Raw genomic sequence first — 12,743 nt, forward strand, 5'->3', positions numbered from 1 at the left:
GGACGCGGGGACCGGGGCCGGAGCCGCGGGCGTCGGGGCGGCCGGGCCGGCCTGGACGGCGGGACGCTTCGGGCCAGACACCATCTTCAGCGTGGCCTTCTTGGTGGACGAACCATCCGAGCCGCACTCGTAGGCGAGCATGTCGTACTGCGCCTTCGCCTCGGAGCCGTCGCCCTTGCCTTCACCGGCCAGCGTGTCGATGACGTGCGGGTCGCAGTCGAAGTCGGTGCCGCCGCCGAAGCGGTGCTGGCCCTCGTACTCGTTCACGCGGCGCGTGAGCAGGTCGTTGCCGGCCGGGAAGCCCTCGTTGGACTGCATGACGACCTGGAAGCCCCACGTCGTCGGGTCGCTGTCGCCCAGGTCCGAGTTCATCACCGTGGCGGTGATCTTGTTGCCGGAGGCGCGCACCTGCGCGGGCACCACCACGGCGCCCTTCATCCCGCCCGCCTTCTGGCTGGCCTCCGCGCGCACGCGCGAGGAGCCCTGCGGCGAGATGACGACGACCTTCTCCCAGGCGTCCGCCGGGGCGAAGGCCACGTTGAGGCCCGGGGGGCTGTCCGTGAAGCCGCTGTTCGTCTTGTGGTCGGTGTCGATGAAGACGAACACCTCCTGCACGGAGAAGCCGTCCTTCATGTTCCAGGGGTTGGCCACCTTCGCCTTCAGCTCGATGGCGAACTCCGTCTTGTTGCTGCCCTTGTCCACGGTGACCTTGGTCAGGTCGAACGAGCCCGGCACGTACACGGGGTCCGTCGGATAGGTGTACTTGCCCGGGCCCTTGTCGTCGCCGGTCGGGTCCTTGAAGGACACCTTGTCGGCCAGCGCCGGGGACGCCACCAGCGAGGCGGCGAGCGTGAGGAATGCAATGCGGGGGTTGATGATCATGGGGGTGTTGGCTCCTTGCAACGACAGACGGGAAACTGCGGATGACCGCGACTAACCCTTCACGCCACCGGCGGTGAGCCCGGAGACGAGATACTTCTGGAGGAAGAGGAACAGGAACACGACGGGCACCGACACGATGATGGAGCCGGCCGCGAAGTAGCCCCACTGCTGGCTGAAGCCGCCCACGAAGAAGCGCAGGCCCACGGGCGCCGTGTACATCGTCTCCTGGTCCATGAACGTCGCGGCGAGGATGAACTCGTTCCACGCGGTCATGAAGCTGAAGAGCGCCGTCACCGCCACCGCGGGCTTGGCCAGAGGCAGGATGACGCTCCAGAAGATGCGCCCCACGGACGCCCCTTCAATCAGCGCCGCCTCCTCCAGGTCCCTGGGGATGGTGTCGAAGTAGCCCTTGAGCATCCACACGCTGAAGGGGATGGACGTCGTGGCGTACACGATGATGAGGCCCAGCCGGCTGCTGCCCAGGCCCAGCCACTGCACCAGGATGATGTAGAGCGGAATCAGCATCAGCGTGCCCGGGAACATCTGGGACACGAGGAACGCCATCATGCCCGTGCGCTGGCCGGGGAACTTGAAGCGGCTGAAGGCATACGCCGCCGTGCACGCCAGGAACACGCCCACCACCGTGGTGCCAATGGAGATGATGGCGCTGTTGAGCATCCACCTGGCGAACGGCTGATCCGTCATCACCGACGCGAAGTTGGAGACGGAGAACTGCTCCGGCCACGGCGTCACCGCGCGCAGCCGGTCCCAGAAGGTGGGGTTCTCCGGCAGCGTGGCGATGGCAAGGCTCTGCTTGCCGGAGAAGGCCAGGCTCACCACCCAGAGGATGGGGTAGATGGTGAAGAGGGTGAAGGCCACCAGCACCACGTGCAGCGGAACGTGGGAGATGCCTTCGCGACGTTCAGAGAAGAGCGCCATGTTTACGCGGCCTCCGTGGCGCGGCTCATGCGGTTCTGCACCATGCTGTAGATGAGCAGGATGCCGAAGATGACGGTGGAGTACGCCGCCGCGTAGCCGTGGCGGTAGCGCTCGAAGGCGAACTTGTACGCCTGGGTGACGAGGATTTCGGTGGAGCCGCCCGGGTCCCCGCCCGTCACCAGGAAGATGATGTTGAACATGTTGAAGGTCCACACCACCGACAGGATGATGGCCGGCACCAGCGCGGGCTTCAGCGCCGGCAGCGTGATGGCCGTGAACTGCTGCCAGCGATTGGCCCCGTCCACGCGCGCCGCCTCATACAGCTCCCCGGGGATGGACTGGAGCGCGCCCAGCGACACCACCATCATGAACGGGAAGGACAGCCAGCCGTTGGTGGCCAGCGCCGTGAAGAAGGCCGTGAGGGGCGAGTCGAACCACGCCAGGCCTTCTCCACCGAACATCCGGATGACGTGGTTCACCACGCCGAACTGCTGGTGGAACATGCCCTTCCAGATGAGCGCGGTGATGTAGTTGGGCATGGCCCACGGCAGGATGAGCAGCACCCGGTAGACGGGCCGCAGGCGCAGGTTGGGCACGTTGAGCGCCAGCGCGAGCAGCAGGCCCACCGTCACGCCGATGGTCACGTTCGTCACCGTCCAGAGGATGGTGAACAGCAGCGTGTAATAGAAGTTCAGGTAGTTGAAGACGAGCGAGCCGTCCGCCGCCGTCTTCGCGAAGCTGAAGTCGCCCAGGATGTCCGTGTAGTTCTTCAGGCCAATCCACAGCTCCGACAACGGCTGGCTGCTGTTGTAGAGGTTGGCGTCGGTGAACGACAGCGTGATGCCGTAGGCGAAGGGGAAGAAGACGAGCAGCACCATCCCCACCATCGCCGGCGCCACGTAGGCGTACGCCTGCCGGAACTCCACCGCCGTCGCCACCGTGCGGTGCAGCGCGCCCATGCCGATGAAGAGCAGCACCGCCAGCCCCAGCACGCCCAGCGCGCCCAGCGCCTTGCCCGCGTCGCCGCGCACCCGAGCGCCACGCTCCGCCAGCTTGCCCGCGTCCGGAACGCCCGCGTCCGTCAGCTGTCCCAGCGGGCGGCGCATCGCGTCCGCGTCCCACGCGCCGGGCTTCAGCGCGGGCTCCGCGTCGAGGCCGTGCGCGGCCATCAGCTTCTGGGCCGTCTCGCCGCGCGTGCGCAGTTCCGCGCTCACGGCCTCTTCCGTCTCCCGCAGCTCCGCGTCCAGCGTGCGCAGCGAATAGACGGTGTAGCCACCCAGGCCGGCCGCGAACAGCACCGCCGCCACCGCCACGCGCGCGCCCTGGCGCGACAGCGCGAACACCGCGCCCGCGCACGCCGCGAGCGGCAGCAGGAAGGCCAAGAGCGCCGGGCCCCAGGAGATGGGGTCCGCTTCGGTGAGCACCGGCGTGAACCACTCCACCGACCCCACCACCTGCCCGTCCACCTGCACCGGCGCGGAGAGCAGCCGGCCACCGGAGGGCAGCGTCTCCGACTCCACCTCCGACTTGCGCGCGCCGCCTTCCTCGCTGTTCGTCTCCACCGCGGCGCGCAGGCGCTGGCCACGGTCGTACAGCGGCTTCTCTTCACGCGACAGCCGGCGCGGGGCCGCCTTGTCGCCGGTGTCCTCCGGGAAGGTGGACGCCTCCAGCTTGATGCCACTGAAGGCGATGACGCGCGCGGCACCGCCCTGCGGCCGGGGCCAGCCGGCGACGACGGCACCCACCGCGTCACCCGTGCCCCCCGCGCGCTGCACCAGGTCCGTCAGGCCCAGCAGGGCCACCACGGACTTGCGCTGCGCGCGCTCCGCACCGCGATCCGCCTGGGCACGGACGAGCAGTCCGTGCGCCAGGAGCAGGGAGAGACCCAGCGCGAGCGCGAGTCCCACCAGGACACGCCCCCAGTTGCCTCCACCGGAACGACCCGAAGGCCCCGGGTCGGACGGGGCGGTCGCGTCGTGGTTCGGAGAAGCGCGGACCGTACCGGCCGCGGAAGGGGACTGCTGGGGGGCGTTCTGGCTCACTTCAGGTCCTCACTCACTTACTTCTTGGTGCGCAGGCCGGCGACGTCCTTCGCCACGCTCTTCTGGGCCACGTCCAGCGCCGCCTTCGGCGTGGCCGTGTTCTTGAGCACGGAGTTCATCGCGCTGGTCGCGGGGGTCCAGACCATCGACATCTCCGGCACGTTGGGCATGGGGATGGCCACGTCAACCTGGTCCTTCATCGCCTTGAGCAGCGGATCCGCCGTCACCTTCGGGTCCGCGTACACCGCGTTGTTCGCCGGGCTCTGACGGCCTTCCAGGGCCAGCGTCTTGCCCGCGCCCACGTCGGTGAGGAACTTGGCGAAGTCGTACGCCGCTTCCTTGTTCTTCGACGGGGCGGCCACGTACACGCCCTCCACCGTCATCCAGGGCTTCATCGGCGTGCCCTTGTTCTCATCCAGGGTGGGAAGCCGCGCGAAGCCGTAGTCCACGCCCTTCGCCACCTCGCCCACGAACCAGGGACCGGAGAACACCATCGCGGCCTTGCCCTCGTTGAAGAGCGAGGTGATGAGCGCGCTGGAGGGCTCCGCCGGCAGGATGCCGTCCTTCTTCCACTTGAGCACCTGCTCCACCGACTTCACGTTGGCGGGCGAGTTCATCGTGGGGGTCGTCTTCGCGTCGAACACGCCGCCGCCGAAGCCGTTCATCACCGCCGCGTGGTAGTAGAAGTCGCCGTACGCGTACGCGAGCCCGAAGCGGCCCGCCTTCGCGTCGGAGAGCTTCTTCGCCATCGCCACCATCTCACCGGACGTCTTGGGCGGCGTGGGGACCAGCTTCTTGTTGTAGATGAGCGTGATGACCTTGTAGTTCAGCGGCAGGCCGTAGGTCGTCCCGCGGTAGACCATCGCGTCCATCGTCGTCGGGATGAAGCGCTTCTTCGTCGCGTCATCCAGGAAGAAGTCGATGGGCTCCACCGTGTTGCCCGCTTCAATCCAGCCGCCCAGGCGGTCCTGCGCGAAGATGAAGAGGTCCGGGCCCTTGCCGCGCGGCACCGTCGCGGAGATTTTATCCGCGTAGGCGTCGTAGGGCACCGCCAGCGTGGTGACCTTGACGCCCTTGGCCTCGTTGGCCTTGTTGTACTCGGCGACCACCTTCTCCAGGGCGGCCTTCTCCTCCGCGCGGTAGGCGTGCCAGAGCACCAGCTCCGTGGCGGCGAAGGACGGGACGGGCAACAGGCCGACTGCGCACAGACAGAGGGCCGCGAGCAGCGTTCGCAGGTTCGTCATGGGAAAATCCTCCGGGATATCAAACGGACAGACGCAGTTCGGATTCAGCGTCGAAGAGGTGCAGGGACTCCAGCTCCACGGCCACGGGCACGGTGGCGCCCGGCTCGGGGGTGGACTGGGGCGGCAGGCGGAAGACCAGCGGGTTGTCACCCAGCCGGGCGTGCACGATGAGTTCGTTGCCCAGCGGCTCCACCAGCTCCACGCGCGCTTCCACCGGCGCCGTCTCACCGCGAGCGGCCGCGCCCGCGGGCAGGATGTTGTCCGGACGCAGGCCCACCTTCACCTTGCGCCCGCCCTTGCCCGCCGTCGCCGCGCGCAGGCCCTGCGCCACGGGAAGCCGGAAGCCGTCGCCCACCAGCGCCGTGCCCTCCGCGTCCAGCGTGGCGGAGAGCATGTTGATGGGCGGCGTGCCGATGAACTGCGCCACGAAGACGTTGACCGGCTTCTCGTAGACCTCCAGCGGGGTGCCCAGCTGCTGGAGCTTGCCGTCCTTCATCACCGCGATGCGGTGGCCCATGGTCATCGCTTCGATCTGATCGTGCGTGACGTAGACGGAGGTCACCTGGAGCCGGTGCTGGAGCTTCTTGATCTCCGAGCGCATCTGCACGCGCAGCTTCGCGTCCAGGTTGGACAGGGGCTCGTCGAAGAGGAACACCGCCGGCTTGCGCACGATGGCGCGCCCCAGGGCCACGCGCTGGCGCTGACCGCCGGACAGCGCCTTGGGCTTGCGGTCCAAGAGGTGCGTGATGCCGAGGATTTCCGCCGCCTCGTCCACCAGCTTGTCCATCTCCGGCTTGGGCGTCTTGCGGATCTTGAGGCCGAACTCCAGGTTCTGCCGCACCGTCATGTGCGGATAGAGCGCGTAGTTCTGGAACACCATGGAGACGTCCCGGTCCTTCGGCGGCAGCGCGTTCACCGCGCGCGGACCGATGGAGATGGTGCCCCCCGAAATCTCCTCCAGGCCGGCGATCATCCGGAGCGCCGTGGACTTGCCGCAACCCGACGGCCCCACGAGGACCATGAACTCATGGTCGCGGATATCGAGGTTGAGCCCCTCGATGACCGACACGTCTCCGTACCGCTTCGCCACGTCCTTGAACGACACGCCGGCCATCAGGCCCTCCAACAAGAGCCCCGCTCGCGCCGACGACAACAGCACGTCCGGGTCAGGTTCTGCGCGTGCCTCGGGTGCCTCACGGCACGCGCCCGAGGATGCGCGCGGACAGCGGCTCCAACGCCAGCTCCAGCGTGGCGCCCGCCTTCGTCCGCCCTCCGTTCAGCAGGTCCTCCACCTCCGCGACGCCCGTCCAGCCCTCCGGCCACTTCACCGAAGCCGTGCCCCGCGTCTTGCCGCGGTTGACCGCCACCACCACCGTGTCACCCGACGCCGCGTCCTTCCGCTGAAAGACATACACATCGCCCTCCGTGGAAAGCGGCTCGTGCGCGCCCCGCGACAGGGCCGGGTGCGCTCGGCGGATGGAAATCAGGCGCTTGTAATACTCGCGCAAAGCCTCGTCGCGTTTCTTTCCCGCGCCCGGCTTCACCGCCTGCTTGCCCCACGGCATGTCACTGCGGTTCTGCGGCCAGTCACCGCCCGCGCGGCCCACTTCCTCGCCGTAGTAGATGACGGGGATGCCGGTGGTGGTGAGCTGCAGCGCGGCGGCCAGCCGGAAGAGCGACACGTCGCCCTTCAACTGGTGCAGCGCCCCGTCCACGTCGTGCGACGACAGGAAGTGCGCCAGGTGGTGTCCGGGCGTCACCTTCCCGCGCGACTGGAGGTAGCGGTCGAACGCCACCGTGCGGCCACGGCCCTGCAGGAAGCCCAGCGTGTTGCCCTGGAACGCGAAGTCGAACCCGGCGTCCATCTCATCCGGGGTGAAGTACGGCGCCAGCGACTCCACGTCGCCGCCCCACAGCTCGCCCAGCAGGAAGAAGTCGGGGCTCACTTCCGCGCGCGTGCGGCGGCGGTGTTCCTTCCAGAAGTCGTGGGACACGTGCTTCACGGTGTCCAGCCGGAAGCCGTCCACGCCGGAGCGCTTCGCCCAGTCCATCTGCGCGTCCAGCAGGTACTTCGCCACCTCCGGCACTTCGGTCTTGAAGTCCGGCAGGCCCGCCACGCACGACGTCAGGTCGTCCTGGCCGCAGGTGTTCTTGTCCTCGGAGCGAAGCCAGTCCGGCTTCTCCTTGAGGTAGCGCGAGTTGTAGCCCGGGTGGTTGTAGACGACGTCCAGCAGCACGCGGATGCCGCGCGCGTGCGCCGCGTCCACCAGCGCCTTGAAGTCCGCCTCCGTGCCGAAGCGCTCATCCAACGCGTGGAAGTCGTCCGCCCAGTAGCCGTGGTAGCCCCAGTCCGGGAAGCCAGAGCCGGTGACGAAGCCGGGGATCTGCTTGAGCAACGGCGTCACCCACAGCGCCGTCACGCCCAGCGACGACAGCTCCTCCAGCTTTCCGGTGAGGCCCTTCAGGTCCCCGCCGTGGAAGGTGCCGGCCGCCTTGGTGTCGCCCTTCTCGTTGTTCGTGGGGTCGCCATCCGCGAAGCGATCCACCACCACGAAGTACAGCACCTCGTCCGCCCAGGGCCGCGCGGGCTCCTTCGGTGCGGCCGGAGCCGGGGGCGCGACCTCCGTCACGGGTGCGGCCGCCGCGGGCGCCGGGGCCGTCACGGCGGGCTGCGTCGGCGCGGCGTCCGTGGCGGGTCGGGTCGGTGCCTCCGGGGCCGTGGCGCACCCCGCCAGACACAGGGCCACCAGCCCCTGGAACATCGGGGTCCACCGACCGTGGTGGGAGACAGCGTTCGATTGTGGGCGGGGGAGGCGCGGGGACATCTAGGCGCGGCACTGTAGCCAACAGTTTCTCAACCGGTGAAGGCCCCTTGGAACAATCGCCTGATGCCGCAATGCGGCATGTTCCAGGTGTTTTCCGCTGCACACCCGTGTGACGCGAGGCGTGGGCCACTCCGACGGAGCGCGTGATTCTTGCCGCACTGCGTCTCGTTTTGGGGTCCTTCGCACCCGACGTTCCAGGGCGGATTCGCGACCCTGAACGTGGATCATCCTGACGTCCAGGCAAGTCGCGAAACCAGCCTACCGGCCGCGTGTGACAGGTCCGGCTGCTACCGTGCGCTGGAAATTTTCACCCCCCTGGAGGTCCCCCCTGAGAGTTCCATTCGCATTCCCCCGCGCGGCGCGCGCGCTCGCGTTGAGCGGGCTTGTCACCGCGCTCACCCCCTTGTCGGCCCTGGCGGCGCCGACGTCCGTGACCGTCGTTGGCGACCTGCAGAGCGAAGCGGGCTGCGCCGCGGACCAAGACCCCACCTGCGCGCAGACGGCGCTGGCGTACGACGCCACGGACGACGTCTGGCAGGGGTCGTTCACCGTGCCCGTGGGCACGTGGCGCTTCAAGGTCGCGCTGGACGGCTCGCTTTCGCAGACGCACGGCGGCCCCGGCGGCGCGGACATCGTGCTGAACCAGACGACGGCCGGCGCGGTGAAGTTCTACTTCGACGCGAAGACGAACTACGTGGCGAGCAACCGCACCAGCACCATCGCGACGGTGGCGGGCACGCTCCAGGTCAAGCTGGGCTGTCCCGAGGATTGGAAGCCGGAATGCCTGCGCACGATGATGCAGGACCCCGACGGTGACGGCATCTACACCTTCACCACCAAGGCGCTGACCGCGGGCATCTACGAATGCAAGGTCGCGCTCGACGAGCAGTGGACCACGGCCTATCCGGGCAGCAACGCCACGTTCCAGGTCGAGGAGGACAACCAGGAGATGATCATCACGTTCGACTCCGGCGAGTCCAAGAAGGTGACCATCCGGGCCGCGGGCGCTCCGGCGGGCGACCTGCTGCTGGCGCGGGCGCACTGGGTGGCGCGCGACACGGTGGTGTGGAGTCCGGAGGTCGCGGTGCCCGCGGGCACGGTGTTCAAGCTGCACACGGACCCCACGGGCGCGATGACGCTCACGGGCGCGGGCGTGCAGGGCGGAACCTCCGTGACGCTGACGGTGGACGCGGCGGGGCTGACGCCCGCGCAGCGCGCGCGCTTCCCGAATCTCGTGGGCCGGCCCGTGCTGAAGCTGGCTGCGGCGGACGTGGCGAACGCGGCCACGTGGCTCAAGGGCCAGGTGGCGCTGTCCGCCACCAACACGGAAGGCAAGCCGCTGGACGCCACCAGCATCCAGTTCGCGGGCGTGCTGGACGACCTGGACACGTATGACGGCGCGCTGGGCCCCACGTTCGCGGCCGGCGTTCCCACCCTGCGCGTCTGGGCGCCCACGGCGAAGCAGGTGAACCTGCTGCTGTACGCGGACTCCAGCGCCACGGCGACCTTCACCCGCGTGCCCATGGTGGCCGGGGACAAGGGCGTGTGGAGCGCGACGGGCGACGCGACGTGGAAGAACCGCTTCTACCTGTACGAGGCGGAGGTCTACGTGCGCAAGGAGGGCAAGGTCGTCACGAACCGGGTCACCGACCCGTACTCGGTGGCCCTGTCCACCAACAGCACGCGCAGCCAGTTGGTGGACCTGTCGGACGCCACGCTCGCGCCGCAGGGCTGGAGCACGCTCGCGAAGCCCGCGCTGGAGGCCCCCGAGGACATCGTCCTCTATGAGCTGCACGCGCGCGACTTCAGCATCAACGATCTGACCGTGCCGGAGGCCGAGCGCGGCACGTTCAAGGCGTTCACGCGTGACTCGGACGGCATGAAGCACCTGACGCGGCTGGCGAAGGCGGGCCTCACGCACGTGCACCTCTTGCCGGTGTTCGACATCGCGACCATCAACGAGAACCGCGCCGAACAGCAGCACCCCGCGGGCGACCTGGTGTCGCTGCGCCCGGACTCCGAGGAGCAGCAGGCCGCCGTGCGCGCCGTGGCGGACCTGGACGGCTTCAACTGGGGCTACGACCCGTACCACTACACCGTGCCGGAGGGCAGCTACTCCACGAACGCGGACGGCCCCGTGCGCACGGTGGAGTTCCGGGAGATGGTGCAGGCGCTCAACCAGAAGGGCCTGCGCGTGGTGATGGACGTGGTCTACAACCACACCAACTCCTCCGGGCAGAACGCCCAGAGCGTGCTCGACCGCATCGTCCCCGGCTACTACCACCGCCTGAGCGACGACGGGAACGTGGAGACCAGCACCTGCTGCCAGAACACCGCGTCCGAGAACGCGATGATGGAGAAGCTGCTCATCGACTCCGTGGTGACGTGGGCCAAGGCGTACAAGGTGGACGGCTTCCGCTTCGACCTGATGGGCCACCACCTGAAGTCCAACATGGTGAAGCTGCGCGCGACGCTGGACGCGCTCACCGTGGAGAAGGACGGCGTGGACGGCAAGGCCATCTACGTCTACGGCGAGGGTTGGGACTTCGGTGAGGTGGCGGCCAACGCGCGCGGCGTCAACGCCACGCAGGTCAACATGGCGGGCACGGGCATCGGCACGTTCAACGACCGCCTGCGCGACGCGGCCCGGGGCGGCGGCCCCTTCAGCGGCCTCCAGGACCAGGGCTTCATCAGCGGCCTGCTCTCCGCCCCCAACAGCACGAACCAGGGCACGGAGGCGGCGCAGAAGGAGAAGCTGCTCCTCTACGGCGATTGGATCCGCGTGGGCCTGACGGGCAACCTGAAGGACTACGTGCTCCAGGACCGCACGGGCGCGGAGGTGACGGGCGACAAGGTGGACTACAACGGGGCGCCTGTTGGCTACACCCTGGATCCGCAGGAGGTCATCACCTACGTCTCCGCGCACGACAACGAGACGCTGTTCGACGCCGTGCAGCTGAAGGCGCCGCGCGAGCTGCCCATGGCCGAGCGCGTGCGGATGCACAACCTGGGCATCTCCATCGTGGCGCTGGGCCAGGGCATCCCCTTCTTCCACGCCGGTGACGAGCTGCTGCGCTCCAAGTCGCTGGACCGCAACAGCTACAACTCCGGGGACTGGTTCAACAAGGTGGACTGGACGTACCAGTCGAACAACTGGGGCGTGGGCCTGCCGCCGGCCCCGGAGAACACCAACAACTGGCCGCTCTTCGGGCCGATGCTCGCGGACCCGGCGCTGAAGCCGGCGTCGGCGGACATCGTGCGGGCGCGCGACCACTTCGAGGAGATGCTGGCCATCCGCAAGAGTTCGCGGCTGTTCCGCCTGCGCACGGGTGACGAGGTGAAGCAGCTTGTGCACTTCGAGAACACCGGCCCGGACCAGATCCCCGGCCTCATCGTGATGGCCATGCAGGACCACGGCACGAACGCGGAGGGCCAGCGCGCCATCGTGCTGTTCAACGGCACGGACGACGCGCAGACGTTCAAGTCGGACGCGTACAAGGCGCTGAAGCTCAAGCTGCACCCGCTGCAGCAGGCGTCCACGGACCCCGTGGTGCGCACGTCCGCGTACGACGCGGCCACGGGCGGCTTCACGGTGCCGGCGCGCACCACCGCGGTGTTCGTCACCGACGACGCGACGGACCCGACCGACCCCACGGACCCGGACGAGTCCGACGGCTGCGGCTGCCAGAGCACCGTCCCCGGTCCGCTGGGTGCCACGGGCCTGCTGCTCGCGGTGGGCCTGATGCTGATGCTGCGCCGCCGTCGGGCGTAGCTTCCCGTCGCTGGAAATGAAGCGGGCCCCGGATGCGAATGCGCGTCCGGGGCCCGTGGTGTTTCAAGAGGTAACACTACGGCAGCGTGAGGATCTCCGCGCCCGTGTCGGTGACGAGCAGCGTGTGTTCGAACTGCGCGCTGCGCAGGCCGTCCGCGGTGACGACGGTCCACTCGTCGTTCCAGGTGCGGTGGTCCCAGTGGCCCTGGTTGATCATCGGCTCGACGGTGAAGATCATCCCGGGCTGCATGACGGTGTCGGCCTCCGGCTCGTAGTAGTGGGGCACCTGGAGCGCGGTGTGGAAGGTCTCGCCGATGCCGTGGCCGCAGTAGGCACGCACGACGCTGGTGCCGTTCTTCACGGCGTGGGCCTCCACCGCGCGGCCGATGTCGCTGATGGGCCGTCCGGGCTTCACCGCGGCGATGCCGATGTCCAGGCACTCCCTGGCCACCTGCACCAGCTTCTGGTGCTGGGGCTCCACGTTGCCCACGAGGTAGGTGGCGGAGCAGTCGCCGTGGACGCCATCCAGATAGATGGTGATGTCCAGGTTGACGATGTCGCCGTCCTCCAGCGCGCGGCTGTCGGGGATGCCGTGGCAGATGACCTCGTTGACGGAGGTGCAGAGTGACTTGGGGAAGCGGTGGTAGTTGAGGGTGCTGGGGTAGCCGCCGCGCTTGAGGTAGGCCTCATGGGCGATGGCGTCCAGCTCATCCGTGGTGATGCCCACGCGCACGTGCTGGGCGGTCTCCACCAGCACCTGCGCGGCGGCCTGACAGGCGCGGCGCATGCGGGCGATGACGTCCGGGGACTTCACGTCGGATTCGTTGCGCGAGCGCGACGGGCGGCCGGAGTCCGCGTACTCGGGCCGGGCGATGGTGATGGGCACGACGCGCTTGGGGCTGACGATGCCGGGGCGCACGCCCTTGCGGCCAGTGTCGGGGCCCTTCTTGCGGGCCTCCACGGTGTCGGCGCCACGGTGGCACTTCTTGTACTTGGAGCCGCTGCCGCACCAGCAGGCGTCATTGGGCCCGGGCAGGAC

General features: G+C 68.6%; 8 protein-coding genes. 1 reads left to right on the plus strand and 7 read right to left on the minus strand.

Going from position 1 to position 12,743, the window contains the following annotated elements:
- From D7X74_RS32070 to D7X74_RS32095, 6 genes are all read right to left on the minus strand, one after another.
- The coding region (locus D7X74_RS32070; protein WP_199741938.1) for a glucodextranase DOMON-like domain-containing protein at window positions 1-882 on the minus strand (882 nt) is incomplete at its 3' end.
- Between the two features lie 51 nt (window positions 883-933).
- On the minus strand, window positions 934-1,821 hold the full coding sequence (locus tag D7X74_RS32075) for a sugar ABC transporter permease (RefSeq protein WP_120536819.1): 888 nt from the start codon (window positions 1,819-1,821) through the stop codon (window positions 934-936).
- Between the two features lie 2 nt (window positions 1,822-1,823).
- Complete coding sequence (locus tag D7X74_RS32080; RefSeq protein ID WP_120536820.1) at window positions 1,824-3,863, minus strand: carbohydrate ABC transporter permease; 2,040 nt, start codon at window positions 3,861-3,863, stop codon at window positions 1,824-1,826.
- A 17-nt stretch (window positions 3,864-3,880) separates the two neighbouring features.
- Window positions 3,881-5,107, minus strand: a complete 1,227-nt coding sequence (locus tag D7X74_RS32085) for an extracellular solute-binding protein (protein WP_120536821.1) — start codon at window positions 5,105-5,107, stop codon at window positions 3,881-3,883.
- A gap of 19 nt (window positions 5,108-5,126) precedes the next feature.
- Window positions 5,127-6,221 (minus strand): ABC transporter ATP-binding protein, encoded by a 1,095-nt coding sequence (locus D7X74_RS32090; protein WP_120536822.1) that lies wholly within the window; start codon window positions 6,219-6,221, stop codon window positions 5,127-5,129.
- A gap of 79 nt (window positions 6,222-6,300) precedes the next feature.
- Window positions 6,301-7,869, minus strand: coding sequence for an alpha-amylase family glycosyl hydrolase (locus tag D7X74_RS32095; protein ID WP_120536823.1), 1,569 nt, complete (start codon window positions 7,867-7,869; stop codon window positions 6,301-6,303).
- Between the two features lie 493 nt (window positions 7,870-8,362).
- Here D7X74_RS32095 and pulA point away from each other — a divergent pair, with 493 nt between their 5' ends.
- Entirely contained in the window at window positions 8,363-11,704 is a 3,342-nt protein-coding gene (gene pulA, locus D7X74_RS32100) for a pullulanase-type alpha-1,6-glucosidase (protein ID WP_233602346.1), read from the plus strand.
- Between the two features lie 76 nt (window positions 11,705-11,780).
- Here pulA and map read toward each other — a convergent pair.
- On the minus strand, window positions 11,781-12,743 hold a 963-nt coding region (map, locus tag D7X74_RS32105), incomplete at its 5' end, for a type I methionyl aminopeptidase (protein WP_233602347.1).

The sequence above is a fragment of the Corallococcus sp. CA047B genome, assembly GCF_003612065.1.
Lineage (GTDB): Bacteria > Myxococcota > Myxococcia > Myxococcales > Myxococcaceae > Corallococcus > Corallococcus praedator.

What these genes read in the sequence shown, in the direction of transcription:
- D7X74_RS32075 (WP_120536819.1), bottom strand. Translation starts at nt 1,821, where the DNA reads ATGGCGCTCTTCTCTGAACGTCGCGAAGGCATCTCCCACGTTCCGCTG.
- D7X74_RS32085 (WP_120536821.1), bottom strand. Translation starts at nt 5,107, where the DNA reads ATGACGAACCTGCGAACGCTGCTCGCGGCCCTCTGTCTGTGCGCAGTC.
- D7X74_RS32095 (WP_120536823.1), bottom strand. Translation starts at nt 7,869, where the DNA reads ATGTTCCAGGGGCTGGTGGCCCTGTGTCTGGCGGGGTGCGCCACGGCC.
- D7X74_RS32090 (WP_120536822.1), bottom strand. Translation starts at nt 6,221, where the DNA reads ATGGCCGGCGTGTCGTTCAAGGACGTGGCGAAGCGGTACGGAGACGTG.